The sequence below is a fragment of the Halomonas sp. KO116 genome, assembly GCF_000734975.2.
GTDB classification, from domain to species: Bacteria; Pseudomonadota; Gammaproteobacteria; order Pseudomonadales; family Halomonadaceae; genus Vreelandella; species Vreelandella glaciei.
On sequence record NZ_CP011052.1, the window covers coordinates 4,577,932 to 4,603,596 of the forward strand.

General features: G+C 54.6%; 19 protein-coding genes and 3 rRNA genes. 14 read left to right on the forward strand and 8 right to left on the reverse strand.

Going from position 1 to position 25,665, the window contains the following annotated elements; translation table 11 throughout:
• Positions 1 to 34: 34 nt before the first annotated feature.
• From KO116_RS21000 to KO116_RS21010, 3 genes are all read left to right on the forward strand, one after another.
• Entirely contained in the window at positions 35 to 286 is a 252-nt protein-coding gene (locus tag KO116_RS21000) for a YheV family putative zinc ribbon protein (protein ID WP_035564884.1), read from the forward strand.
• A 283-nt stretch (positions 287 to 569) separates the two neighbouring features.
• The gene (locus tag KO116_RS21005; protein ID WP_035564886.1) at positions 570 to 1,562 is read left to right on the forward strand and encodes a TAXI family TRAP transporter solute-binding subunit; all 993 of its coding nucleotides are present in this window, start codon (positions 570 to 572) and stop codon (positions 1,560 to 1,562) included.
• Between the two features lie 104 nt (positions 1,563 to 1,666).
• Positions 1,667 to 3,868 carry a TRAP transporter permease gene (locus KO116_RS21010; protein WP_035564887.1) on the forward strand — a complete coding sequence of 734 codons (2,202 nt, stop codon included), beginning with the start codon at positions 1,667 to 1,669 and terminating at the stop codon, positions 3,866 to 3,868.
• 93 nt (positions 3,869 to 3,961) lie between these two features.
• Here the strand turns inward: KO116_RS21010 and metF are convergent, their stop codons facing one another.
• Complete coding sequence (metF, locus tag KO116_RS21015) at positions 3,962 to 4,804, reverse strand: methylenetetrahydrofolate reductase [NAD(P)H] (RefSeq protein WP_008959643.1); 843 nt, start codon at positions 4,802 to 4,804, stop codon at positions 3,962 to 3,964.
• A gap of 142 nt (positions 4,805 to 4,946) precedes the next feature.
• On the opposite strand from metF, the gene KO116_RS21020 reads away from it, so the two are divergent.
• A complete protein-coding gene (locus KO116_RS21020) occupies positions 4,947 to 5,882 on the forward strand; it encodes an AEC family transporter (protein ID WP_035564890.1) in 936 nt (311 codons plus the stop codon).
• Here the strand turns inward: KO116_RS21020 and ligB are convergent.
• Positions 5,866 to 7,554, reverse strand: a complete 1,689-nt coding sequence (gene ligB / locus KO116_RS21025; protein WP_035564891.1) for an NAD-dependent DNA ligase LigB — start codon at positions 7,552 to 7,554, stop codon at positions 5,866 to 5,868. The two genes, KO116_RS21020 and ligB, sit on opposite strands and share 17 nt — an antisense overlap.
• 136 nt (positions 7,555 to 7,690) lie before the next feature.
• Positions 7,691 to 8,911, reverse strand: coding sequence for a methionine adenosyltransferase (gene metK / locus KO116_RS21030; protein WP_035564892.1), 1,221 nt, complete (start codon positions 8,909 to 8,911; stop codon positions 7,691 to 7,693).
• A gap of 253 nt (positions 8,912 to 9,164) precedes the next feature.
• Between metK and tkt the strand changes: the two genes are divergently transcribed.
• The 7 genes from tkt (at position 9,165) to KO116_RS21065 (ending at position 16,278) form a co-directional block, all read left to right on the forward strand.
• Entirely contained in the window at positions 9,165 to 11,156 is a 1,992-nt protein-coding gene (tkt, locus tag KO116_RS21035; RefSeq protein ID WP_035564893.1) for a transketolase, read from the forward strand.
• 3 nt (positions 11,157 to 11,159) lie between these two features.
• Positions 11,160 to 11,513 carry a CidA/LrgA family protein gene (locus KO116_RS21040; RefSeq protein WP_035564894.1) on the forward strand — a complete coding sequence of 118 codons (354 nt, stop codon included), beginning with the start codon at positions 11,160 to 11,162 and terminating at the stop codon, positions 11,511 to 11,513.
• Complete coding sequence (locus KO116_RS21045) at positions 11,503 to 12,228, forward strand: LrgB family protein (RefSeq protein WP_035564896.1); 726 nt, start codon at positions 11,503 to 11,505, stop codon at positions 12,226 to 12,228. The genes KO116_RS21040 and KO116_RS21045 overlap by 11 nt, the downstream gene beginning before the upstream one ends.
• Before the next feature lie 105 nt (positions 12,229 to 12,333).
• Positions 12,334 to 13,371: a type I glyceraldehyde-3-phosphate dehydrogenase gene (locus tag KO116_RS21050; protein ID WP_035564898.1), complete on the forward strand. Its 1,038-nt coding sequence runs from the start codon at positions 12,334 to 12,336 to the stop codon at positions 13,369 to 13,371.
• 60 nt (positions 13,372 to 13,431) lie between these two features.
• Entirely contained in the window at positions 13,432 to 14,601 is a 1,170-nt protein-coding gene (locus KO116_RS21055; protein ID WP_035564900.1) for a phosphoglycerate kinase, read from the forward strand.
• A gap of 96 nt (positions 14,602 to 14,697) precedes the next feature.
• Positions 14,698 to 15,762, forward strand: a complete 1,065-nt coding sequence (fba, locus tag KO116_RS21060) for a class II fructose-bisphosphate aldolase (RefSeq protein WP_035564902.1) — start codon at positions 14,698 to 14,700, stop codon at positions 15,760 to 15,762.
• Positions 15,763 to 15,927: 165 nt separating this feature from the next.
• A complete protein-coding gene (locus tag KO116_RS21065; RefSeq protein ID WP_035564904.1) occupies positions 15,928 to 16,278 on the forward strand; it encodes a hypothetical protein in 351 nt (116 codons plus the stop codon).
• Positions 16,279 to 16,295: 17 nt separating this feature from the next.
• On the opposite strand, the gene KO116_RS21070 is transcribed toward KO116_RS21065, so the two are convergent.
• The gene (locus tag KO116_RS21070; protein WP_035564906.1) at positions 16,296 to 16,718 is read right to left on the reverse strand and encodes a hypothetical protein; all 423 of its coding nucleotides are present in this window, start codon (positions 16,716 to 16,718) and stop codon (positions 16,296 to 16,298) included.
• Positions 16,719 to 17,004: 286 nt separating this feature from the next.
• Here KO116_RS21070 and KO116_RS21075 point away from each other — a divergent pair, with 286 nt between their 5' ends.
• The 3 genes from KO116_RS21075 to KO116_RS21085 are packed head-to-tail and all read left to right on the forward strand — an operon-like array spanning position 17,005 to position 19,047.
• A complete protein-coding gene (locus KO116_RS21075; protein ID WP_035564907.1) occupies positions 17,005 to 17,703 on the forward strand; it encodes an HAD family hydrolase in 699 nt (232 codons plus the stop codon).
• 2 nt (positions 17,704 to 17,705) lie between these two features.
• Positions 17,706 to 18,080 carry a translation initiation factor Sui1 gene (locus KO116_RS21080; RefSeq protein WP_035564909.1) on the forward strand — a complete coding sequence of 125 codons (375 nt, stop codon included), beginning with the start codon at positions 17,706 to 17,708 and terminating at the stop codon, positions 18,078 to 18,080.
• 58 nt (positions 18,081 to 18,138) lie between these two features.
• Positions 18,139 to 19,047, forward strand: a complete 909-nt coding sequence (locus tag KO116_RS21085) for a nuclease-related domain-containing protein (RefSeq protein WP_035564911.1) — start codon at positions 18,139 to 18,141, stop codon at positions 19,045 to 19,047.
• 8 nt (positions 19,048 to 19,055) lie between these two features.
• Here the strand turns inward: KO116_RS21085 and KO116_RS21090 are convergent, their stop codons facing one another.
• The 4 genes from KO116_RS21090 to KO116_RS21105 form a co-directional block, all read right to left on the reverse strand.
• Positions 19,056 to 20,387 (reverse strand): deoxyguanosinetriphosphate triphosphohydrolase, encoded by a 1,332-nt coding sequence (locus KO116_RS21090; protein ID WP_035564913.1) that lies wholly within the window; start codon positions 20,385 to 20,387, stop codon positions 19,056 to 19,058.
• A gap of 80 nt (positions 20,388 to 20,467) precedes the next feature.
• Positions 20,468 to 20,583: ribosomal RNA gene (gene rrf, locus KO116_RS21095) — 5S ribosomal RNA — on the reverse strand.
• A gap of 160 nt (positions 20,584 to 20,743) precedes the next feature.
• A 23S ribosomal RNA gene (locus KO116_RS21100) occupies positions 20,744 to 23,631 on the reverse strand.
• Positions 23,632 to 23,935: 304 nt separating this feature from the next.
• Positions 23,936 to 25,468: ribosomal RNA gene (locus KO116_RS21105) — 16S ribosomal RNA — on the reverse strand.
• Together the 16S, 23S and 5S rRNA genes form the textbook arrangement of a ribosomal RNA operon.
• Between the last annotated feature and the right edge of the window lie 197 nt (positions 25,469 to 25,665).

Consider the following 25,665-nt stretch of genomic DNA (forward strand, 5'->3'; position numbering starts at 1 on the left):
TGGCACCTTGAGTGCCACGCGTTTGGAGTTTCGAATGTCGACTGTTAAACGCTTTATCGCCGGTGTTACCTGCCCGCGCTGTGCGGCGATGGATCGTATCCGCGCCTGGGAACAAAATGGCATCCGCTACCGCGAGTGCGTCAGCTGCGATTTTTTTGAGCAACTGCCTATCGAAGAAGATGCGCTTACCGAAATGACCACCCGGGTTAACCAGCTCCGCGATGATCAGAAACAGCAGGATGTGCAACCCGTACGCATTATGGATCCAGGCAAATCTTCTCGCTAATACCCTCCTCTCGCCCTGTTCGTATCAAAAGAGCGCAGCAAGCGTGCGGTTATCCGCACACTAAAAAGCCGCTGCCGTGCGAACAACCGGACACAATAGCGAAAAGCCCTTTCCACCAAAGTTGAATAAAAAAATCATAAGCATTTGATTTTAAAATCATAAAGATAAGCTGGCACAACTATCGCTGTTATAACTGCTGCATAGCCTGATTAATGCCGTTCGATGAGCGCTATTACTCGGAATCATCAGACTATAACCCCAATAACAGCTAGGAACTTTCGCCATGCGCAATCAAATGCCTAAAACGTTCACTCTTCTCGCCAGCAGCGCCCTGCTTGTGGCGGCTGCCAGCAGTGCTCAAGCTCAAGCAGACCGTTCCGATTGGCCTGACAACTTCACCGTGGGTACCGCAAGCCAAGGCGGCACTTACTTCGTTTACGGTTCAGGCTGGGCAAACTTTATTGCTGATGAGCTGGGTGTATCGGGTGGCGGTGAAGTCACCGGTGGCCCGACTCAAAACCTGGCACTCGTGCACACGGGCGACATGGCATTTGGCTTAACCACCATGGGTCCCGCTTCTGATGCCGTTAAAGGCGAAAGCCCGCTGGCGCCTGGTATGAAGATGGACAATGTATGCGCCATGTTCCCCATGTACGAAACGCCATTCTCCATTACCGCGCTTTCTGACAGCGGCATTGAGTCAATCTCCGACATTCCGGATGGCGCACGTATCGGTTTTGGTCCGGCTGCCTCAACGTCTGACACTTACTTCCCGGCCATTTTAGAAACCTTGGGCGTTGACTTCGAGCGCCGTAACGGCGGCTGGTCAGACCTGGGCGGTCAGTTGCAGGATGGTCTGCTTGACGTTGTCGCCTTCGCTGCGGGCATCCCGATTCCCGCCGTTAGCCAGTTGGAAGTGCAAACTGACGTCAACATCATCGAATTTAACGAAGAAGAGCTGGCCACGGTGTTGGAAAACTTCCCCGTTGCTGAGTTTATGATTCCGGCCAACACCTACACCACGCTGGAAGAAGATGCCCGTGCGGTTTCCATGTGGAACTTCGCTATCGCTGGCTGTGATCTGCCGGAAGATTTCGTTTATGAAGTCACCAAGGCCACCATGGAAAACAACGACCGCATGCGCTCAGTGCACCGCAGTGCTGAAACCACCATTCCAGAAAACATCAAGCACAACACCGTGCTGCCGTTCCACCCCGGTGCTGCTCGCTGGTATGAAGAGAACGGCTATGAAATTGCTGATGATATGATCAACTAAGCAACCTTCAAACCGTTCTAACTGCCCCGTTTCCGGTTTCGCCGGGCGGGGCAGCTTTCGCTGCTACCCCCCTTTGTCTGCTTTTGCTGTGAGGGTGAACTCTAATGAGTCACAAAACCGACCAAGAACCCACTGGCCTCAAGGATGATGCCCACGCGGCTTCTGCGATACCCGAGTCTATTGCTGATGGTGTCGATGACGACGTTGTTGAACCCAATCGCCGCCTGTTTACGGGCTGGCAATTCTTGCTATTTGCGGCATTAGCGATCGCTTACTCAAGTTTCCACCTGATTTCACTCAACGTGTATCCGATGGAAACCTGGTCGTTTCGTATCGTACACATTGCCGGTGCACTTATTCTGGGTTACGGGCTATTTGCCGGTGCCCGCTTTGCCGAGGACGATCATCAGGCGTCAGGCGCCTGGATTAAGTGGGTTAGCTATGCGCTACTGATTCCCGCTGCCTATACCTTGGCGCAAGTTTTCGTGATGTATCAAACGCTCAGCGGTAGTGCCATGCGCATCGACCCAAGTGTCGAAAACTGGCACTACGGCTATCCGCTCATGGCGACGACGGCGGGTGCGATTGTGCTGTCATGGTTTTACCGTCAAGCTCGGCACCGCTTCAACCCTGCCGATTTGGTGCTGATGGTTTGCGCGATGGCGAGCGCAGGCTATTTGCTGGTGGCTTATAACACCAATATCCGTATGTCGACGGGTACGTCATTTGCGCCGTCAGGCATTTCCTGGGCGGCCATCGCAGGTTCTCTGCTGATTCTAGAACTTACTCGCCGGGTGGCGGGTTTAGCCCTCGTCGTGATTTCCGCGGTCTTTTTGACCTACGTTTTCGCCGGTCCTTATTTGCCGGGCTTTTTGGGCTACCCGGGCCTGTCACTGCAGCGCTTCTTCAGCCAGGTCTACACCGACGCCGGTATCCTCGGGCCCACCACGGCAGTCTCGTCGACCTATATTATTCTATTCATCATTTTTGCCGCATTTCTTCAGGCTTCGAAAGTCGGCGACTACTTCGTCAACTTTGCTTTTGCCGCAGCGGGTCGTGCCCGTGGTGGCCCCGCTAAAGTGGCTATTTTCGCCTCTGGCCTGATGGGCATGATCAATGGCACATCGGCGGGTAACGTGGTTTCTACCGGCTCCTTGACCATTCCCTTGATGAAAAAAGTCGGTTACCCCGCGCGTAGTGCGGGTGCCATCGAAGCCGCCGCCTCAACCGGTGGGCAGATCATGCCGCCGATCATGGGTGCTGGCGCATTCATCATGGCTGAAGTGACCGGTATTCCGTATACCGAAATTGCCATTGCGGCGATCATTCCTGCCATCCTCTATTTTGCCTCTATCTACTTTATGGTCGACTTTGAAGCCGCCCGTAAAGGCATGCGCGGTATGCGCAAGGATGAGATTCCGCTGTTCTCGAAGCTGGTAAAACAGGTTTATCTGTTTGCACCCATTATCATCCTGATTGTCGCGCTGTTTATGGGTTACTCGGTCATCCGCGCCGGTACCCTGGCAACCGCTTCAGCCGCCGTCGTGAGCTGGATTTCACCCAACAAAATGGGCCTTCGCGCAATCCTTAAAGCCCTGCAGATTGCAGGCACCATGTCGATTCAGATTATCGCCGTGTGCGCCTGCGCGGGCTTAATCGTCGGGGTGATTTCGCTGACGGGTGTCGGTGCACGCTTCTCGTCACTGCTGCTTGGTTTAGCGGGTGTCAGCCAACTGCTAGCACTTGTATTTGCCATGTTGATCAGCATTTTGCTGGGGATGGGCATGCCGACCACCGCCGCCTATGCGGTGGCTGCGTCAGTCGTTGCGCCGGGCCTAATCAATATCGGTATTGAGCCACTGATCGCGCACTTCTTCGTGTTCTATTTTGCAGTCGTGTCGGCGATCACCCCGCCAGTTGCCTTGGCTTCCTATGCAGCGGCTGGCATTTCTGGCGACAATCCCATGGGCACGTCGGTGGCCTCGTTCAAGATTGGCTTGGCCGCGTTCATTGTGCCGTTTATGTTCTTCTACAGCCCCGCCATGCTGATGGAAGGTTCGCCGATGCAGATCCTTCGCGTTGGGGTGACTGCAACGCTGGGGATTGTTCTGCTGTCGGGCATGGTACAAGCGTGGTTCTTTGGACCGGTTAATGCTTGGCAGCGCGTTGTCATGCTAGTGGGGGCGATGTTTATGATCTACGGCGGTATCTATACCGACGTCCTCGGCCTCGCGATTGGTATCGTGCTATTCGTCATGCAGCGCAAGCTACACGGCGGTGGTAATAAAACAGCGCAAGCTGGCTGAGTGTAAGCCACTAAATACTAAGCGTAAAAAACCCCGCTCAACGACGTTGAGCGGGGTTTTTCGTAAGCGCCAACCAGTAGAAATAAAGAGAGATTAGTCAGTCAGGTTGTCGACGACTTTCAGTACCGGCGCGGCTTGGTTAAGGGTATAAAAATGCAGGCCTGGCGCGCCACCATCCAGCAATCGTTGACAAAGACGGCTCACCACATCGGTGCCAAAAGCGGCAATCGCTTCGCTGTCGTCACCATATGATTCCAACTGCTTGCGAATCCAGCGCGGGATCTCGGCGCCGCAGGCGTCAGAGAAACGCGCCAGCTTGGTGTAGTTGGTAATCGGCATAATGCCGGGAATAATCGGCTGCTCAACGCCCAGCGCGCGGGCTTTATCAACGAAGTTGAAATAGGCATCGGCGGTGAAAAAGTACTGGGTGATGGCCATATTGGCGCCCGCCTTCATTTTACGCGCAAAGTTTTCCACATCCTTATCAAGATTAGGCGCCTGTGGATGAGATTCAGGATAAGCGGCTACAGCGATATCGAAATGGTCGCCGGTTTCCGTGCGAATAAACTCAACCAGTTCGTTAGCATAACGCAGCTCACCAATGCTCCCCATACCGGAGGGCATGTCACCACGCAGCGCGACCAGGCTATCCACGCCCTCTTCCCGGTACTGTGCCAGCAGGTCGCGAAGCTGGGCTTTCTCACTACCAATACAAGAAAGGTGCGGCGCAGTGGTGATACCACTCTCGCCGACTGCACGCACTACTTCGCGGGTACGCGCCTGCGTTGACCCCCCGGCGCCATAGGTTACCGAGAAAAAACGCGGTTTGCGGGCGGCCAGCTCATCACGAACGTGGATCAGCTTATCTCGCCCAGCATCGGTATTGGGCGGGAAGAATTCAAAGCTGATACCTAACGGATGCTCGTGGCTGCTCATGGGATTTCCTTTTTAGATCAATAGTGATGATATTTTGGGGTATTCTCGCTGTTCCATTGCGCTGGGGCTAATGAAAGATTTCACGCTCGGCCTTTAATTCGGCTCATGTTCGTCAGTCACCACACCTACAACGGGAGGATAAATGGATCTTGCACCTGGGGCGCTCGTTGGGCCGTTACTTATGCTACTCAGCTACGTGGGGCTCGGCTGGCTCGCCGCCCAACGACTCAAGCTAGACCCTCGCCCGATTGCGACGCTGCTGGTTTACCTGATAGCGCCTTTTACGATTTTTCGCGCGCTGATGAACGGCGGCCCAACACCTAACTATCTTTTACTCACATTAGCGCTATTCATTCTGGCAAGCCTAATGGCCATGGTAGTACAGCGCATTACTCGCCACCGTTTTGGTGAGCAGGAAGCGGCCCTGCTGGCGTTCTCCTCAGGAACGGGTAATACCGGCTATTTTGGCCTGCCGATTGCGCTGATTTTGCTACCCCCTGAAGGCGTTACCCTTTACCTGTTCTGTATGCTGGGGATTAATATTTACGAATTTACCGTGGGCTTTTATCTAAGTGCTCGCGGTCGCTTTTCAGTACGCGAGAGCCTAATCAAAATTTCGCGCCTGCCGCTTATCTACGCCTTCCTATTAGCGTTACTGCTAAGCTGTCTTGAGGTAACCATTCCCGCCGCGGTCATGAATTCGCTGCAAGTGTTTCCTGCCACCTACACGCTGCTGGGCATGATGATTATTGGTATGACGCTTAGCCAAGTGACGCTTTCCGCCTGGGATACGCGATTTGTCGTCGCCTGCGTAGGATTGCGCTACCTGATGTGGCCAGTAGTCATGCTCGTGGCCGTGTTAACACTGCAGTGGATCGCGCCACTTTCCACAGAGCTAGCGTTAGCGCTGCTGTTGATGGGCGTGGTGCCGATGGCGGCTAACGTGGTGGTGGTGGCGATGGAGCTGGGTATTCAGCCGCAAAAAGGCGCGTTAGCAGTGCTGGTCACCACACTGCTCGCGCCGCTGCTGGTTCCGCTTTACCTTGGTTTAATGCTGCGCCTCACCGGGCTAGGCTAAAACCTGCAACGCCCGCCTGCTGCAGTTGCCAAGCCATGCGCTGTACTTCTGGGTAGCTGAAAAATGCTACCAGCGCGTCAGCGCGAACCGGACCAATGCCGGGGATTGATTGCCAATCGTCACGCTGGTAGTCCGCCAAGCGCTGCCAGTCTCCCCGCGCTGTCTCGCTACCTGGTGGCGCGCCCAGCGCCCTCAGCCATGCCGCAAACGGCTGACTGCGGGCGACATGAAATTGCTCGGTAAGCGTGGCGGCGGTGGCCTCGCCAATGCCGTAAGCCTGTTCCAGCTGGCTTGGCGCAACCACCAGCCAGTCCAGTAACTGAGTAACGACACCCGCTTCTAATAGCGCTTGCCAGGTACCTTCACCGATCCCCTGCATACCTAGCTGCTCGCCAAGGTAAGTGAGCCGCGCCAGCAGCTGGCTTTCGCAGCCTGGGGTTAACTCAAAACAGCTCAGCAGGTGGTAACGCTGGGGTAAAGGCGGCTTCAGCGGTGAGCGCTCCTGGGTGTGCCACACCACCTCGCTTAACTGGGGAATTGTTAACCCCGCAAGCGTAATCGCCACCTGGTCGCCGGGGCGAACATCCAGTGATTCCCAGCGCTCCAGCGAGCCCAGTGAGACGCGGCTAATGCGTCGTCCCTCCAGCTGTACCGGATTAAGCCACACCAGTGGCGTCACGCGCCCGGTGCGCCCAACACGAAACTCAATGCCGCGCACTTCCGCTAGCGCCTGCTGGGCGGGGTATTTCCAGGCAATAGCCCACTCTGGGGGCGAAGATGACCAGCGGCGCACGCCGGGGCGCTCTGCCTGTTTGATGACTACGCCGTCGGTGGCAAATGGCAGAGGGCCGTTAAACCAGCTATCACGCCAGTAAGCGGCATCACGGCGATCATCCAGTGGATGAGTATAGTCAGCGCTATCAAAGCCTAGCTCACTTAGCCGAGCTAAACGTTCTTGCATTGCGCTAGGCCCATCGGGCCAATCCCAAACAAACAGGCCAATACGTTCAAGGGTGGCGGTTTCAGGGGAGGATTGCGCCATTGCTCCCGCCACGGCGCCCCGGGCACCCGATGCGGGTGAACGCGACTGCACGTGTTGGGTTAACCGCCAATACAGCTCGCCTTGGAGTACTGCAGAAATAGACTCAGGTAGCGTATTGGGAATGGCAGGGAGCTGTCGGGCACGGGCCGTCCAATCCTGGCCCCGCTCGCCATCGCCACGGCTAACGGCTTCGACTAGTTCGCCATTTTCATAGCGCAACGTAATCGCCACGCCGTCCACTTTGGGCTGGATCCACAGGTCTTCGCGGCGGCTGGTAAAACGTCTGACGCCATCGTCATCAGCTTTATCAAGCCCACGCTGCGCCGCAGGGTGCTCAAGGGTGCCGCTGCTGCGTTTAACGCGCGTAAGCGGGCGATGGTCAGGTACATTGCCCAGGCAACGCTGCCAGGTGGCTAGGCGCTCTAACGCTTGGTCGTAAAGGGCATCGTCGATCAGCGCGACGCCCTCGTCATGGTAGGCAGTGTCCCAGCGCTGAACCTGCTCGGCCAGAGCTTTGCTTTCGCGGCTTAAGCGCTCCTCCGGCCAATCTGGGCATTGGGCAGCGTGTGCGGAAAAAGTGACAAGCCAGATCAGGCCACCCAACAGCCAAGTCCGTACACCCAACAACATTACTTACCCCCGCGTTAACACATCAGCCTTTAGACTTAGCCTAGCGCAGGGTTTTGAAATAGCGCATAAAAAAAGCCCCCGGCCGAAGCCAAAGGGGCGATTTAATACATTGCTTACAAACGGTGTAGCGAATCTCTTACAAACCGGCAGCCTTACGCAGTGCATCGGCCTTATCAACCTTTTCCCACGGGAAGGCGGTAAAGGTTTCGGTATGCACTTGGCCTTTATCGTCACTCCAGGTGTAGCTGTGCTCGAACGGTGCCCGGCCAAAGTGGCCGTAAGCGGCGGTGAGCTGATACATCGGGTGCAGCAGATCAAGCATTTTGGTGATCGCGTAGGGGCGCAGGTCAAAGTGCTCGCGAACTAGCGCAACGATCTTGGCATCGTCAATTTTACCGGTGCCGAAGGTATCGATGGAGACCGACGTCGGCTCGGCAACGCCAATCGCGTAGGAGACCTGAATCTCACACTTGTCAGCCAGCCCCGAGGCCACTACGTTCTTAGCTACATAGCGGCCTGCATAGGCGGCGCTACGATCCACTTTAGAGGGGTCTTTGCCCGAGAACGCGCCACCACCGTGGCGCGCCATGCCGCCGTAGGTGTCGACGATAATTTTGCGGCCAGTCAGCCCACAGTCGCCTACCGGACCGCCAATCACAAATTTGCCGGTCGGGTTGATATGGTACTGGGTGCTGCCATCCAACCACTCGGCGGGGATGACTTGCTCAATGACCTCGCGCTTGATCATTTTGCGCAGGTCTTCCTGATCAATATCTGGGTCGTGTTGGGTAGAGAGCACGATGGCATCAACACCGCAGGGCTGACCTTCAGCGTTATAGCGGAAGGTTACCTGGCTCTTGGCATCCGGGCGCAGCCACGGTAACAGGCCATTTTTACGCAGTTCGGCCTGACGCTCGACTAAACGGTGCGAGTAGTGGATCGGGGCAGGCATAAACGAGTCGGTTTCGTTGGTCGCATAACCGAACATCAGGCCCTGGTCGCCAGCGCCCTGATCTTCCGGTTTACTGCGGTCAACGCCTTGGGCAATCTCAACACTCTGCTTACCGATCAGGTTAACCACGCCACAAGTCGCGCCATCAAAGCCAACATCAGACGAGTTATAGCCGATGCTGATAATCACATCGCGCACGAGGGTTTCTAAATCAACCCAAGCAGAGGTGGTAATTTCGCCGGCAATGATCGCCACCCCGGTTTTCACCATGGTTTCACAGGCAACGCGGGCCTGTTTATCACGGGCGATGATGGCATCTAACACCGCGTCAGAGATCTGATCGGCAATCTTATCGGGATGACCTTCGGAGACGGACTCGGAGGTAAACAGGGAATATTCGCTCATCGCGCACTCGACCCTCTGTATGATGGCTGTCTCTAATGCACAGCATCAGCAGGAAATCATGGCAGGTAACTCCTGCCCGTAAGAGAAGCGGCAGCACCACTTTCTCCACCACTTCGGGGGGCAGAGTCTACACGCTGCCGGCGATGCTTCCCAGAACGCGCTTACCAGAATTTGCCGTCATATTTGCCGCAACATGGGAAGTCAGCGACAATAGTGGCTTTATAATTTCTGTTTCCAGGCGAGGAGCACCCCCATGCCATCCCGTTTTGAGCTAGCCAATGCCATTCGCGCGCTTTCCATGGATGCCGTTCAGAAGGCCAAGTCCGGCCATCCTGGCGCCCCCATGGGTATGGCTGATATCGCCGAGGTGCTATGGAATGACTACCTCAAGCACAACCCCGAAGACCCCAAGTGGGCCGATCGTGACCGGTTCGTGCTTTCCAATGGTCACGGCTCCATGCTGCTTTACTCTCTGCTGCATTTAAGCGGCTATGAGTTAAGCCTGGAACAACTGCAGAATTTCCGCCAGCTGCACTCGCCCACCGCGGGCCACCCGGAATTCGGTTACGCGCCTGGCATTGAAACCACCACTGGCCCGCTGGGTCAGGGTTTTGCCAACGCCGTAGGCTTTGCCATCGCGGAAAAAACCCTGGCGGCGCAGTTCAACCGCCCGGGGCACACGATTGTTGACCACCACACGTGGTGCTTCCTGGGTGACGGCTGCTTGATGGAAGGTATCTCCCATGAAGCGGCCTCCCTAGCCGGCACCCAGCAGCTGGGTAAATTGATCGCGCTTTACGACGACAACGGCATCTCTATTGATGGCGAAGTCGAAGGCTGGTTTACCGACGATACCGCCAAGCGTTTTGAAGCCTATGGCTGGCACGTAGTACCCAACGTTGATGGACATAAGCCTGAAGAGATCAAAGCCGCTATTGAGCTGGCCAAGAGCCATGACGATAAGCCAAGCCTGATTATCTGTAAAACCATCATTGGCTTTGGTGCTCCCAACAAGCAGGGCAAGGAGGACGCTCACGGCGCCCCGCTCGGCGATGAAGAAGTCGCCCTGGCCCGCACCCAGCTAGACTGGCCTCACGCCCCGTTCCATATCCCTGAGCCTATCTACTCAGCCTGGGATGCTCGCGACGCAGGTAAAGCTGTCCAGCAGGCTTGGGATGAGCGCTTCACTCGCTACGCCGAAGCCTTCCCCACGGAAGCGCGCGAGTTTAAGCGCCGGATGAAGCGCCAGCTCCCCGCAGAGCTTGCCACGGAAGCATTGATTGAGCAGGCCCAAGAACGCGGCGAGACCATCGCGTCTCGCAAAGCCTCCTTTGAAGTGTTGAATACGATTGGCCCGCAAATGCCAGAACTGCTGGGTGGCAGTGCCGATTTGGCGCCCTCCAACCTGACTTTCTGGAAAGGCGCCAAAGCGATCACCCCGGAAGACGCCAGCGGTAACTACCTGCACTACGGTGTTCGTGAGTTCGGCATGGGGGCGGTCATGAACGGCATCGCTCTGCACGGCGGCTTGGTACCTTACGGAGCAACCTTCCTAATCTTTATGGAGTACATGCGTAACTCGATCCGCATGGCGTCGCTGATGGGCCAGCAGGTGATCTACGTGTTCACCCATGACTCCATCGGCCTGGGTGAAGATGGCCCGACCCACCAACCGATTGAGCAGCTCACCAACCTGCGCACCACGCCGAACCTCAATACTTGGCGCCCCTGTGATGCAGTGGAAACCGCCGCCTCTTGGGATGCCGCCATCAAGCGCCACTCCGGCCCCACGGCGCTAGTACTGTCACGCCAGAACCTACCCCACCAGCAGCGCACGAAAGCGCAGTTGGCAGCCATTCAAAACGGTGCGTACGTTCTCAAGGATAGCGAAGGAACGCCGGAGTTGATTCTGATTGCCACCGGCTCAGAAGTGTCGTTGGCGATGGACGCCGCCGCCGAGCTTGAGCAGCAGGGCAAAGCCGTACGCGTGGTCTCCATGCCGTCGGCCTATCGCTTCAACGGTCAAGACGCCGAGTACCGTGAGAGCGTACTGCCTAAAGCGGTCACCAAGCGTATCGCTATTGAAGCCGCTCACGCCGACTACTGGTACAAGTATGTAGGTCTGGAAGGCCGTGTGATCGGCATGACCACCTACGGCGAATCCGCCCCGGCGGGGGATCTGTTCAAACACTTCGGCTTTACCGTCGAGAATGTGGTCAAGCAAGCCAACGAACTACTCGGCTAAGCCATGCCCGCGCTCAGTGGCTTTCTATGGCTGATTAGCTACTGGCTGATCGGTGAAGTGGTGATCTATTTCACCGCTTTGCCGATCTCGTCAGGCGTTATTGGCATGCTGCTACTTTGCGTTACGCTCGCCATGCGTGGTCGCGTTCCTAGCAGTATTGCTGCCGCCGCCCAGCCGCTAATTGCCCTTCTCGCTATGCTGATAATGCCCGGTGTTGTTGGGGTGTTTTTCATCATCGGCGAGCTGGCCGGGCAATGGAGCGCGATTCTCATCGCGTTATTACTGGGCACGCTTCTCAGCGTGGTGACAACGCTTTGGTTGCTCAAACGGCTGATCAAACCTACCCATGTCCGCTGATACATCGCTACTCACCCTGTTAACGACTACCCCGCTGTTTGCAGTAGGGTTAACGCTGACTGCTTATCTCATCGGGAACGGGGTTTTTCAGCGCCTAAAACGCCCCTCCTGGCTGCCCGCCATCTTAATTGCGGCGCTGCTACTGGCCGGGGCATTAGCGCTAATGGGGCTGCCTTACGCCACTTATCATCAGGGTGCCACTTGGCTCACTGTGCTGCTGGGGCCTGCTACCGTGGCGTTAGGTATGCCGCTTTACCAGCAGTTGCCGCGTATCGTTGAGCTATGGCGGCCGCTGGCTATTTGCCTGCCCATTGCCGCTACGCTGGCAGCGTTCTACTCGCTGGCGATTGCTTGGCTACTGGGTAGCTCTGACACCATACTCGCCTCTCTTGCCGCTAAATCGGTGACTGCCCCTATCGCTATCGGTATTACCGAGCAGTTGGGCGGTACGGTGGCGCTTCTCATGGGGGCATTATTGATTACCGGCGTGGCGACGATACCCTGCGTCAGCCTTACCACGCGGTTTTTGCGCATTGATGACGAGCGATTAATCGGTTTTGCGCTTGGGCTTAACGGACATGCCATTGGCACTGTCAGAGCATTTGAGATTAGCCCAACCGCCGGGGCTTTTGCATCACTAGGGATGAGCCTAACCGGCATTTTCACCGCCATGCTACTACCGCTCGCTTGGCGACTGATAGGCATGGGGAGCTAATGGGGAAACGCCGCCGGTAAGAATCGCTGGCTGAAATGCGTTATCATCCCGTAGGTTTCAACTCCATTTTGTTTATTGACTCACTTTTAAGAGCCACCCTTCTGCATGGCTAATTCTGCTCCCAGATATCGCATCGCCATTAACGGTTACGGACGCATTGGCCAATGCGTGCTGCGGGCCCTCGTTGAGCGGCATCACCCGGAGCTTGAAGTGGTCGCCATAAATGAGCTCTCTGATCTTGCCACCATTACCTACCTGACACGCTACGACACTACCCATGGCCGCTTTCCAGGCGATGTCGACCATGATGGTCAGTGCCTTATGGTCAACGGTCAGCGCATTCAGGTGTTGTGCGAACGGGACCCACGCAAGCTGCCCTGGAAGGCGCTTGATGTGGATCTGGTTTTAGAGTGCTCTGGGAGCTTTAAAGATCGCGCCACCGCCGAACAGCATCTAGAGGCTGGCGCTAAACGCCTACTGTTTTCTCAGCCTGCTGAAAATGACGTCGATACCACCATCGTCTGGGGCATCAACGAGAGTGAGTTGACGCTATCGCAGCGAATTCTCTCTGCCGCCTCGTGCACTACCAACTGTCTTGTACCACTGTTAACCATTCTGGATGAAGCGCTCGGTCTTGAGCACGGCGTCACCACTACCATTCACTCGGCGATGAATGATCAACCGGTCATTGATGCCTATCATCAAACCGATCTGCGCCTTACTCGCTCGGCAATGCACTCTATCGTGCCGGTCGATACCGGCTTGGCACTGGGTATTAGCCGCCTGATGCCCCATCTGGCGGGCCGCTTTGAGTGCCTGCACGTACGTGTTCCAACCATCAATGTATCTGCCATGGATGTAGCGCTGACGGTCAGCCGCGATACTCACCGTGATGACGTCAATGCGCTACTTTTGGCCGCCAGCCAGCAGCGCTTAAAGGGCGTTCTTGGCTATACTGAAGCGCCGATGGCATCCGTTGATTTCAACCACGATCCGCGCTCAGGCATTCTGGACGCCACGCAAACCCGGGTGGCGGGCAAGCGTCTTATCAAACTGCTGTGCTGGTTCGATAACGAGTGGGGGTTCGCCAACCGGATGCTCGATATTAGTCAGCGGCTGGCCACACTTTCGGCACAGACGTAACCTAGTTGCATTATCTGTTTACCCTTAGTTCAACGGCATAAACACGAGGAAACCGCTCACATGAACGTGAAAAAGATGACTGACCTTCCCCTGGAAGGGCAACGCGTGCTGATCCGTGAAGATTTGAATGTGCCCATCAAACATGGCCGCGTCTCCAGCGACGCACGCCTACGCGCCGCATTGCCGACGATTCAAGCAGCCATGAAGGCTGGCGCGAAAGTAATGCTAATGAGCCACTTGGGGCGCCCCACTGAAGGCGAACCCGCCGATGAATTCTCGCTCGCGCCGGTGGCTGAGCACTTGGCTGAGCTGCTAGGTCGCCCAGTACCGCTAATTAAGACGTATCTTGGTGAGACGTTAGACATCGCCAACGGTGATGTGGTGCTGCTTGAAAATGTTCGCTTCAATAACGGCGAGAAAAAAGATGACGAGCAGTTGGCGCAGCAGTATGCCGCGCTATGCGATATTTTTGTCATGGATGCGTTTGGCACGGCTCATCGCGCACAAGCGTCTACTCACGGCGTGGCCCGTTTTGCACCCAGTGCTTGCGCAGGCCCGCTACTGGCCCAAGAGCTCGATGCTTTGCAAAAAGCCCTGGCGAAACCGGCACGTCCTATGGTGGCGATCGTTGGTGGCTCAAAAGTCTCTACCAAACTTGACGTGCTTACTGCGCTGGCCGACAAATGCGACCAGTTGATCGTGGGCGGCGGCATCGCCAACACCTTTATCGCCGCTGCGGGCTATAATGTCGGCAAATCACTCTATGAAGCCGATTTGATGGGTCAGGCAAAAGCCCTGATGGAGAAGGTGTCGATTCCGTTACCTACCGATGTTGTGGTGGCCACTGAGTTTTCTGAATCGGCAGAGGCCATCGTCAAACCGGTCGATCAAGTAGCTGACAACGAGATGATTTTAGATATTGGCCCCGATACCGCCGCTCACTTGGCCAGTATGCTCAAAGATGCTGGCACCATATTGTGGAATGGCCCAGTCGGGGTATTTGAAATCGATCAGTTTGGCAAAGGCACCCAGGTTATCGCCCAGGCTATCGTCGATAGCGCAGGTTTCTCGATTGCAGGCGGCGGTGATACGTTAGCGGCTATTGATAAATATGCCATTGCTGATCGTGTCTCCTATATCTCCACCGGCGGCGGTGCTTTCCTTGAGTATGTCGAAGGCAAGCAGCTGCCCGCCGTAGCAGCGCTCGAAGCTGCTGCCAAACGCGGTTAATATGGGGCGACTTAAACCACCCGTGCAATAAAGCCGCGGCGTTAATAGCCTCATTGTGACAACATGCTTTTTTTAAAACTTAGATAAGGTGATTTAATGGCTCTGATCAGCATGCGCCAAATGCTCGACCATGCCGCCGAATATGGCTACGGCATCCCGGCATTTAACGTTAATAATCTTGAGCAGATGCGCGCCATTATGGAAGCTGCTGATGCCACCGATTCACCGGTAATCGTGCAAGCCTCTGCTGGCGCTCGTAAATATGCGGGAGCCCCGTTTCTACGCCACCTTATTTTAGCGGCCGTAGAAGAGTTTCCCCATATCCCGGTGGTCATGCATCAAGATCACGGCACTAGCCCTGCAATTTGCCAGCGCTCTATCCAGCTTGGCTTCTCCTCGGTAATGATGGATGGCTCACTGGGCGAAGACGGCAAAACACCCACCGATTACGACTACAACGTTAACGTTACCCGTCGTGCAGTCGAAATGGCCCACGCCTGCGGTGTGTCGGTTGAAGGCGAGCTGGGCTGCCTGGGCAGTCTGGAAACAGGCATGGCCGGTGAAGAAGACGGCATTGGTGCTGAAGGCAAGCTGGATATGGAACAGCTGCTGACCGACCCTGAAGAAGCGGCCGAATTCGTCAAAGCGACGCACGTAGACGCCTTGGCCATTGCCATTGGCACCAGCCACGGCGCTTATAAATTCACTAAGCCGCCTACTGGTGACACGCTCTCTATCCAGCGCATCAAAGAGATCCATGCGCGGATTCCGGACACCCACCTCGTTATGCACGGCTCTTCATCCGTGCCGCAAGAGTGGCTGGAAGTGATAAACCAGTACGGCGGCCAAATTTCAGAAACCTACGGTGTTCCGGTGGAAGAGATCGTTGAAGGGATTAAGCACGGCGTGCGTAAGGTGAATATCGATACTGACCTACGCCTAGCATCTACAGGCGCTGTACGTCGTTTTATGGCACAAAACCCTGCTGAATTCGACCCTCGTAAATTCCTTAAAGAAACCGTTACGGCGATGCGCGATCTGTGTATTGCGCGCTATGAGGCCTTTGGCACTGCAGGCAACGCCAGCAAGATCAAACCGATTAGCCTTGAAGCGATGTCCCTGCGCTACGAGCGCGGCGAAATGGCGCCTAAAATCAAGTAATCCTGTTAGTACAATTGCTTAACGAAAAGACGACCGGTTGGTCGTCTTTTTTTTTAGCTAACACACGTTATGCTCGACAAAATACATATTGCATCGCAGCATTGATACGCTAACACTGTTGATGTGACCACGAGGTTTCGTGCTCCAATCGAGAGGCCAATACTCATGAAAAGCACCACAACGACGCCGCTTATGCCTATCACTCCGCTCGCAATGTTCGATATTTGGAAGGCGGGCCTAATGGCATTTGAACTCTGGACTACGTCTCTGTCGACCATCACTATGCGCAATCATTTATGGCAAACACAGCCCTTTTTCAGCCCTAATATGATGAAAGAAAATCAAAAAATGGTCACCGAAAAACTCGAGGCCAGCATGGAAGCTGGCCTCGAAATGCAGAAAGCGCTGTTTAATTCAATTAACGGACAATCAGCCCCGTGGTGGGTTACCAGCCAGCGCGCAATGAAACCTTACCATCAGCGCAGCAGCGCGAACTCACGCCGACTAGCTAAATAGTGCTTCTGGCACTGGCGTTACTCGTTATCGTCAGTGTCTCCCTCGTCATCTTTATTTTCTTCTTCGCTGCTATGAATAGCATCATCCGGACTGCCAGTACCGCCTGTGCCAGCCTCTGGGTTCCGCTCTTCACTCTTGCCAGTCTCTAACTCTACGTCATCCTCGCCTGCGCTGGTGGCTACTTCTTCGTGCTTCTCTTCCTCCTCTTCTTCTTCACGCACACGGGTCTGCTCATTGGTATCCTCGGCATCGCTAGATAACGCCACTTCGTCACGTTTTACCGAGCCCGCTTTAATACCGTATTCCTTTTCAAGCGCTTCATCATTGAGAGGTTCGTGCTGTTCGCTTTCCGTTTCATGATTATCAGCAAACACATAGCCAGTCGTCGTTAGCAAAGCAGCGCTGAGGGCTAAGGGTAGGATCCAAGGGGTGAATCGCATCGGACGTTCTCCATGTTGTGGTTATGTCAAAATAGTGTATCCCTACTATCTCTTCAGCGCAGCTTGGCCGTTTCCAAGGCTAGCGCTACAGCGTTTCCTGAAGCTAGATGACAGACAACAGCGGCCACCAAAATGGGCGTAGCCGTTTAAGCTGTCTCAAAAGTAGCGTATAGGCAAGCAAAAAATAACAAAACAGTGTTCACAAATGACGTAAAATCCCGTTCAATAGCAGTATAGATGGCTTCAACTAACACTGGCAGCGCTAAAGCCGCTGCAAGGAACCGTAATGCCGCTCCCACTTTTGCTGTTTGACTGTGATGGCACACTCGTCGATAGCGAACCGTTACTAGCTGAAGAGATGGCCGTCGGGCTTAATTCAGTAGGGCTGCCGTTTGCTACTACCGATTACCTCGGTGAATTTCGTGGAGCGCGCTTTCGGCGTATCGTTGCTGAACTTCAACAGCGCTATGGTGATGTTGATCCTGATCAGCTTGAGCGCATGGAAATCATTATGCGAGCCAATCTAGCCACTCGGCTTGCCCAAGAGTTGACGACCATACCAGGTGCTCGTGAAGCGTTAGATATACTGAGCTCTTACCCGAGCGCGGTAGTCTCTAATGGGCCTGAAAGTAAAATTCTTACGGCGCTAGAAGCCACAGGCCTTAACCATTATTTTGGAAAACGCTTTTTCAGTGGCTATACCGCCAATTGCTGGAAGCCTGAACCCTGTTTACATTTACACGCAGCCAGTATCATGGGCTATGCAGCGCGTGACTGTATCGCTATAGACGATGCCTTAGTAGGTGTTCGCGCAGCACTGAAAGCGGGGATGACGGTGATTCATTTAAATCGTTTCCCGGATGCCGAAGAGACGCCTGAAACTGCCATTATGATCAGTAATATGTATCAGTTACCCGCCGTAGTGGAGCGTCTCACACGTGAATATTGGCAGACACCCGTGCCTCAACACTCTATCGGAGGATGATAATGGCCTCTTTACGTGACCAATTGGGTGGGCTGGTTTACTCCACCGAACATGGTAAAACCTGCCCCACCTGTCGGGAAGCACTTGAAGCCTGTCACTGTGATGATCTAAGCGAACAACAGCGCTTAGCCGCCCTAGATGGCATTGTGCGTATTCGACGCGAAACCAGCGGCCGTAAAGGTAAAGGGGTTACTACTGTTAGCGGCATCCCTTTGACTGGTGATGAACTTAAAACGTTAGCAAAAACGCTTAAAAAACGTTGTGGGACGGGCGGAGCTGTTAAAGACGGTATTATTGAAATACAAGGCGACCATCGTGAAGTTCTGTGCCAGGAGCTCAGTACACTCGGCTATCAGGTTAAACTCGCAGGGGGTTAAAGCCTCTACACCACCAAGACTTACCGTCAAGTAAGTCGCTATAGGGCAAGGCACTGCAATGGCTTGGCTGGAATACTTGCTACCCCTCATTTTTTTATTCCCCATGGCGGCAATGGCCAGTATTGTCCTGGCGCTGCGCAACCTACACGATGCGCGTGTCCATTCGCCCTTCAAAGCTCCCCTTCATGAACCGGGCCAAGCGCTGCGCCATCGCCTTGACCAAGCTTTTTCCAACCTATTTCTAAACGGGGCGTTAGGGCCCATCATTAGCTTGGCCCCTCTGGTGTATGGCATGGGCCGCATGCTATTTGTGGATCAACAAGATTGGGTCGAATGGGCTTTATATGGGCTACTCAGCACGCTGCTGGTACTTACGTTTTCACTGCTGCTGGTGCGTGACTATCAACGTATTCGGCGACTAAAATTAGGCCTCGCTTGCGAGCTTGCCGTTGGCCAAGAGCTTGAGCGTTTAGTCCGCCCTGAGGCCCACCCCTATTACGTATTTCATGATGTCCCCACCGATAGCTTCACGATTGATCACGTGGTAGTAACACCTCATGGTGTTTTTGTGGTGGAAACAAGGGCAAGAACACTCGCTATCGGCACTGATGGCAACGAACTCAACACAGTGGCGGTAGAGCGCGAGCGGCTACGCTTTCCACATTGGCAAGAGCGCCGACCACTGCATAAAACGCGTCAGGGCGTTAGCTGGCTCAGCCAATGGTTAGAGCGCCGCTGCAGTGTGCCGGTACCGGTTAAAGGAGTGTTAGTGCTGCCCGGCTGGGAGATTGATACCAGCGAGGCCTCACCGGATATCTTAGTGGTAAGTGGCGAGCAGCTTGCCCAACAGCTCACCGAGATAACACCGGGACAGATGAGCGATGCCATTCACGATAAGGTCATCCATATCTTGCTGGAGCGGGCACGGCTAATGGAACTCAAACATCTCCGCCAGCCGTCCGTATAATGTACGGCTTAGTCGCCGCGTAACCGCCCACCCATCTCTTGGGCAAGATCGACTGCATAGTGGTCCGTCATCCCACCGATAAAGTCCAGCATTCGGCGGTAGCTATCGTAAAGCGGCCAAGAAGGCAGCGGCGTGTTTTCGCCAATCAGGGCCAACACACGCTGATGTTTAAACGATGAATGCCCGGTGTGATGTAGCTCGTGGGCAGCACCAATAAAAGCTTCCAAGAGAATACCTAGCGTCGTATAGGCACCAATCTCTAATTTCGCTTTACGCTCGTTTTGGAAAATACGCTCTCGGGCAAGCTGCTTCGCAGCCTGAACACCCCACCCAAGGTCGGGGTGACACAGCTCTAATAGGTCGTCACTGAGGGTGCCGCTTAGCAGGGCCTGCTCATGCTGTACAAACACCGCGCCGACATCATTGACGGCACGTTCCATAGCGGCACCACGGAGTAACGCGATACGCCGCCGCTGGGAGACATTACGGGCTTGCATATCGGCATACTCAGGCGGGAATTCTCCGGCAATTTGGCGCAGTATTTCGACGACTTCTTCATAGCGCAGAATCCCCATTTCTAAGCCATCTTCCAGGTCTAACAGGGCGTAACAGATATCATCGGCGGCTTCGACAAGCCAGGCCAGCGGGTGGCGACACCAGCGCTGCTCGCCTTGCGGCAACAAACCTACCGCTTCAGCCACTTCTTTAAGTAGCGCCTGCTCTGACTGGTAAGCGCCGAATTTTCCCGCGCGTCCGCTGTAACGAACCGTCCAAGGGTATTTAAGTAGCGCACCCAGGGTGGCCGCTGACAGCCGCATGCCACCATTAAACTGGTTATATTCGATCTGAGTAATTACCCGAAAACCTTGAGCGTTACCTTCGTAGGTCAAAAGGTCCTCGCGCTCAGCGTCTGAAAGGCCTTCTAATAGCCCACTGCTTTGAGCACGCTGAAACCAGTCGCGAATGGCATACTCACCGGCATGCCCAAAAGGGGGATTCCCAATATCATGCCCCAGGCACGCTGTCTGCACAATGACGCCAAGATCAGCGGGCGTTATCCATTCTGGCAAGCGATCACGCAGTAACTCTCCGACAATCATACCCAGAGAACGGCCGACACAGCCGACTTCTAGTGAGTGAGTTAGGCGAGTATGGATATGATCGTTTTCTGTTAGTGGATGCACCTGTGTCTTACGGCCAAGTCGCCTGAATGAGCCTGAAAAAACAATCCGGTCATGATCTTTATGAAACGGGCTACGACCGATTTCACGAGTACTTGTCGAGCGTTGGTCGTGAAGACGACGTGGGGAAAGTAGCTGTTCCCAGCGCATCTGAGTCATGGGCAATCCTCCTTGAGGAGTGCATTTTGCCATAAAAAAAACCCCCAAGGCGTTAGCCCTGGGGGTTTTTTGGTATAGGTGCCTGACGATGACCTACTCTCGCATGGGGAGACCCCACACTACCATCGGCGCTAAGCGGTTTCACTGCTGAGTTCGGCAAGGGATCAGGTGGTTCACGCGTGCTATGGTCGTCAGGCGTAACTGGCGGTATATCATGCTGAAGCGTTTTTACTAAATTGTGTGCGTCTCATCGTGCCGCCTGTTCTCATTGAGTCAGGCCACACGCTGCGTATCCGGCTTTCTGTTGATCTCTCAACCTTAACGTCATCATCACGACCAGACCCCTTGGGTGTTATAGGGTCAAGCCTCACGGGCCATTAGTACACGTTAGCTCAACACCTTGCAGCGCTTCCACACCGTGCCTATCAACCAGCTGGTCTCGCTGGGCCCTTCAGGAGGCTCTAGGCCTCAGGGATGTCTCATCTTGAAGGGGGCTTCCCGCTTAGATGCTTTCAGCGGTTATCCCGTCCGACCATAGCTACCCGGCAATGCCACTGGCGTGACAACCGGAACACCAGAGGGTCGTCCACTCCGGTCCTCTCGTACTAGGAGCAGCCCTTCTCAAACATCCAACGCCCACGGCAGATAGGGACCGAACTGTCTCACGACGTTCTAAACCCAGCTCGCGTACCACTTTAAATGGCGAACAGCCATACCCTTGGGACCGACTTCAGCCCCAGGATGTGATGAGCCGACATCGAGGTGCCAAACACCGCCGTCGATGTGAACTCTTGGGCGGTATCAGCCTGTTATCCCCGGAGTACCTTTTATCCGTTGAGCGATGGCCCTTCCATACAGAACCACCGGATCACTAGAACCTGCTTTCGCACCTGCTCGACGTGTCTGTCTCGCAGTCAAGCACCCTTATGCTCTTGCACTCAATGCACGATGTCCGACCGTGCTGAGGGTACCTTCGTGCTCCTCCGTTACTCTTTAGGAGGAGACCGCCCCAGTCAAACTACCCACCACACACTGTCCTCGATCCGGATAACGGACCTGAGTGAGAACGCCAATGATGCCAGGCTGGTATTTCAAGGGTGGCTCCCTCCGAACTGGCGTCCGGAGTTCAAAGCCTCCCAGCTATCCTACACAGGCAACATCAGCGTCCAGTGTGAAGCTATAGTAAAGGTTCACGGGGTCTTTCCGTCTAGCCGCGGGTACACCGCATCTTCACGGCGATTTCAATTTCACTGAGTCTCGGGTGGAGACAGCGTGGCCATCATTACGCCATTCGTGCAGGTCGGAACTTACCCGACAAGGAATTTCGCTACCTTAGGACCGTTATAGTTACGGCCGCCGTTTACCGGGGCTTCAATCAAGAGCTTCGCCTTGCGGCTAACACCATCATTTAACCTTCCGGCACCGGGCAGGCGTCACACCCTATACGTCCGCTTGCGCGTTAGCAGAGTGCTGTGTTTTTAATAAACAGTTGCAGCCACCTGGTATCTTCGACCGGTTCGGGCTTAGAGAGCAAGTCTCATCACCCTACGCCGGCGTGCCTTCTCCCGAAGTTACGGCACCATTTTGCCTAGTTCCTTCACCCGAGTTCTCTCAAGCGCCTTGGGATTCTCTCCCTGACCACCTGTGTCGGTTTGGGGTACGGTCGCACATGATCTGAAGCTTAGAGGCTTTTCCTGGAAGCGTGGCATCAGTGACTTCCTGACCGTGGTCAGTTCGTTTCGTGTCTCGGCCTTAAGGGTCCGGATTTGCCTAAACCCTCAGCCTACTCACTTTCACCAGGACAACCAACGCCTGGCTCACCTAGCCTTCTTCGTCCCCCCATCGCAACCATGTCCGGTACGGGAATATTGACCCGTTTCCCATCGACTACGCCTTTCGGCCTCGCCTTAGGGGCCGACTCACTCTGCTCCGATTAGCGTCGAACAGAAACCCTTGGTCTTCCGGCGAGGGTGTTTTTCACACCCTTTATCGTTACTCATGTCAGCATTCGCACTCGTGATACCTCCAGCAGACTTCTCAATCCACCTTCATTGGCGTACACGACGCTCCTCTACCGCTCATCCAAAGGATGAACCCGTAGCTTCGGTACCTGGTTTAGCCCCGTTACATCTTCCGCGCAGGCCGACTCGACTAGTGAGCTATTACGCTTTCTTTAAAGGATGGCTGCTTCTAAGCCAACCTCCTAGCTGTCTGAGCCTTCCCACATCGTTTCCCACTTAACCAGGATTTCGGGACCTTAGCTGACGGTCTGGGTTGTTTCCCTTTTCACGACGGACGTTAGCACCCGCCGTGTGTCTCCCACGCGTTACTCACCGGTATTCGGAGTTTGCCTCGGGTTGGTAAGTCGGGATGACCCCTAGCCGAAACAGTGCTCTACCCCCGGCGGTACTACATGAGGCGCTACCTAAATAGCTTTCGAGGAGAACCAGCTATCTCCGAGCTTGATTAGCCTTTCACTCCGATCCACAAGTCATCCAAATCTTTTTCAACAGATCCTGGTTCGGGCCTCCAGTTGATGTTACTCAACCTTCACCCTGCTCATGGATAGATCGCTCGGTTTCGGGTCTATATCCAGCGACTGTGTCGCCCAGTTAAGACTCGGTTTCCCTACGGCTCCCCTATACGGTTAACCTCGCCACTGAATATAAGTCGCTGACCCATTATACAAAAGGTACGCCGTCACCCAACAAGTGGGCTCCGACTGCTTGTACGCACACGGTTTCAGGATCTATTTCACTCCCCTCTCCGGGGTTCTTTTCGCCTTTCCCTCACGGTACTGGTTCACTATCGGTCAGCCAGGAGTATTTAGCCTTGGAGGATGGTCCCCCCGTCTTCAGTCAAGGTTTCTCGTGCCCCGACCTACTCGATTTCACATGATCAGATTTTCGACTACGGGGCTATCACCCGCTACGGCCAGACTTCCCAATCTGTTCGCCTAATCAGTCACATGCTTAAGGGCTGGTCCCCGTTCGCTCGCCGCTACTAGGGGAATCTCGGTTGATTTCTTTTCCTCAGGGTACTTAGATGTTTCAGTTCCCCTGGTTCGCCTCGTACACCTATGTATTCAGTGCACGATACTCATCTTATGATGAGTGGGTTTCCCCATTCAGAAATGCCCGGGTCACAGGTTGTTGCCACCTCACCGAGCCTTATCGCAGGCTACCACGTCTTTCATCGCCTCTGGCTGCCTAGGCATCCACCGTGTGCGCTTCATTGCTTGACCCTATAACCCGAAGGAGTCTGGATGTCGCAATGATCACGTTTCATTTTGCCGGATACGCTGACGCGTATCACAATTTAAGAAGCACTTCTTGCGAAGTGTTCTTGTCAGCATGATATACATTGTTAAAGAGCGACTGCTATAAGCAGTGATAAGCGTTCTTTCCTATTAAAAAAGAAAAAGACCTTTAAGCTTTAAAAGCTATTTTTTCTTTTTAACGTGAAAAAAGAGTCACTTATCACTGCGTATCAACAGCATTCTGATCAGGTAATTCATTGTGGACGCTTACCAACGGTGACGCATCGTTTAAGGAGGTGATCCAGCCGCAGGTTCCCCTACGGCTACCTTGTTACGACTTCACCCCAGTCATGAACCACACCGTGGTGATCGCCCTCTTGCGTTAGGCTAACCACTTCTGGTGCAGTCCACTCCCATGGTGTGACGGGCGGTGTGTACAAGGCCCGGGAACGTATTCACCGTGACATTCTGATTCACGATTACTAGCGATTCCGACTTCACGGAGTCGAGTTGCAGACTCCGATCCGGACTGAGACCGGCTTTAAGGGATTCGCTGACTCTCGCGAGCTCGCAGCCCTTTGTACCGGCCATTGTAGCACGTGTGTAGCCCTACCCGTAAGGGCCATGATGACTTGACGTCGTCCCCACCTTCCTCCGGTTTGTCACCGGCAGTCTCCTTAGAGTTCCCACCATTACGTGCTGGCAAATAAGGACAAGGGTTGCGCTCGTTACGGGACTTAACCCAACATTTCACAACACGAGCTGACGACAGCCATGCAGCACCTGTCTTACAGTTCCCGAAGGCACACCAGAATCTCTTCCGGCTTCTGTAGATGTCAAGGGTAGGTAAGGTTCTTCGCGTTGCATCGAATTAAACCACATGCTCCACCGCTTGTGCGGGCCCCCGTCAATTCATTTGAGTTTTAACCTTGCGGCCGTACTCCCCAGGCGGTCGACTTATCGCGTTAACTTCGCCACAAAGTGCTCTAGGCACCCAACGGCTGGTCGACATCGTTTACGGCGTGGACTACCAGGGTATCTAATCCTGTTTGCTACCCACGCTTTCGCACCTCAGTGTCAGTGTCAGTCCAGAAGGCCGCCTTCGCCACTGGTATTCCTCCCGATCTCTACGCATTTCACCGCTACACCGGGAATTCTACCTTCCTCTCCTGCACTCTAGCCTGACAGTTCCGGATGCCGTTCCCAGGTTGAGCCCGGGGCTTTCACAACCGGCTTATCAAGCCACCTACGCGCGCTTTACGCCCAGTAATTCCGATTAACGCTTGCACCCTCCGTATTACCGCGGCTGCTGGCACGGAGTTAGCCGGTGCTTCTTCTGCGAGTGATGTCTTTCCTAGTGGGTATTAACCACCAGGCGTTCTTCCTCGCTGAAAGTGCTTTACAACCCGAGGGCCTTCTTCACACACGCGGCATGGCTGGATCAGGGTTGCCCCCATTGTCCAATATTCCCCACTGCTGCCTCCCGTAGGAGTTCGGGCCGTGTCTCAGTCCCGATGTGGCTGATCATCCTCTCAGACCAGCTACGGATCGTTGCCTTGGTAAGCCATTACCTTACCAACTAGCTAATCCGACATAGGCTCATCCAATAGCGGGAGCCGAAGCCCCCTTTCTCCCGTAGGACGTATGCGGTATTAGCCTGGGTTTCCCCAGGTTATCCCCCACTATCGGGCAGATTCCTATGCATTACTCACCCGTCCGCCGCTCGTCAGCGGGTAGCAAGCTACCCCTGTTACCGCTCGACTTGCATGTGTTAGGCCTGCCGCCAGCGTTCAATCTGAGCCATGATCAAACTCTTCAGTTTAAGATCTATGCGGTTCTTGCCTGTCACCGAAGCAACAGAAGCGAACCAAACTTGGCTCAAGGTTCAAACGAATTCATTCAAAACAGATCCCAAAGGACGAATCCTTTAAAACCCTATTGCTTGAGTCGCTTGCCTTGATATTCGGTGATTTGTCACCAACATCAGCAAGCGCCCACATGAATTACCTGATCAAATTG

Bases quoted from the DNA above. Each gene is read 5' to 3' on its own strand.
- KO116_RS21000 (WP_035564884.1), top strand. From the start codon at position 35: ATGTCGACTGTTAAACGCTTTATCGCCGGTGTTACCTGCCCGCGCTGT.
- KO116_RS21005 (WP_035564886.1), top strand. From the start codon at position 570: ATGCGCAATCAAATGCCTAAAACGTTCACTCTTCTCGCCAGCAGCGCC.
- KO116_RS21010 (WP_035564887.1), top strand. From the start codon at position 1,667: ATGAGTCACAAAACCGACCAAGAACCCACTGGCCTCAAGGATGATGCC.
- metF (WP_008959643.1), bottom strand. From the start codon at position 4,804: ATGAGCAGCCACGAGCATCCGTTAGGTATCAGCTTTGAATTCTTCCCG.
- KO116_RS21020 (WP_035564890.1), top strand. From the start codon at position 4,947: ATGGATCTTGCACCTGGGGCGCTCGTTGGGCCGTTACTTATGCTACTC.
- ligB (WP_035564891.1), bottom strand. From the start codon at position 7,554: ATGTTGTTGGGTGTACGGACTTGGCTGTTGGGTGGCCTGATCTGGCTT.
- metK (WP_035564892.1), bottom strand. From the start codon at position 8,911: ATGAGCGAATATTCCCTGTTTACCTCCGAGTCCGTCTCCGAAGGTCAT.
- tkt (WP_035564893.1), top strand. From the start codon at position 9,165: ATGCCATCCCGTTTTGAGCTAGCCAATGCCATTCGCGCGCTTTCCATG.
- KO116_RS21040 (WP_035564894.1), top strand. From the start codon at position 11,160: ATGCCCGCGCTCAGTGGCTTTCTATGGCTGATTAGCTACTGGCTGATC.
- KO116_RS21045 (WP_035564896.1), top strand. From the start codon at position 11,503: ATGTCCGCTGATACATCGCTACTCACCCTGTTAACGACTACCCCGCTG.
- KO116_RS21050 (WP_035564898.1), top strand. From the start codon at position 12,334: ATGGCTAATTCTGCTCCCAGATATCGCATCGCCATTAACGGTTACGGA.
- KO116_RS21055 (WP_035564900.1), top strand. From the start codon at position 13,432: ATGAACGTGAAAAAGATGACTGACCTTCCCCTGGAAGGGCAACGCGTG.
- fba (WP_035564902.1), top strand. From the start codon at position 14,698: ATGGCTCTGATCAGCATGCGCCAAATGCTCGACCATGCCGCCGAATAT.
- KO116_RS21065 (WP_035564904.1), top strand. From the start codon at position 15,928: ATGAAAAGCACCACAACGACGCCGCTTATGCCTATCACTCCGCTCGCA.
- KO116_RS21070 (WP_035564906.1), bottom strand. From the start codon at position 16,718: ATGCGATTCACCCCTTGGATCCTACCCTTAGCCCTCAGCGCTGCTTTG.
- KO116_RS21075 (WP_035564907.1), top strand. From the start codon at position 17,005: ATGCCGCTCCCACTTTTGCTGTTTGACTGTGATGGCACACTCGTCGAT.
- KO116_RS21080 (WP_035564909.1), top strand. From the start codon at position 17,706: ATGGCCTCTTTACGTGACCAATTGGGTGGGCTGGTTTACTCCACCGAA.
- KO116_RS21085 (WP_035564911.1), top strand. From the start codon at position 18,139: ATGGCTTGGCTGGAATACTTGCTACCCCTCATTTTTTTATTCCCCATG.
- KO116_RS21090 (WP_035564913.1), bottom strand. From the start codon at position 20,387: ATGACTCAGATGCGCTGGGAACAGCTACTTTCCCCACGTCGTCTTCAC.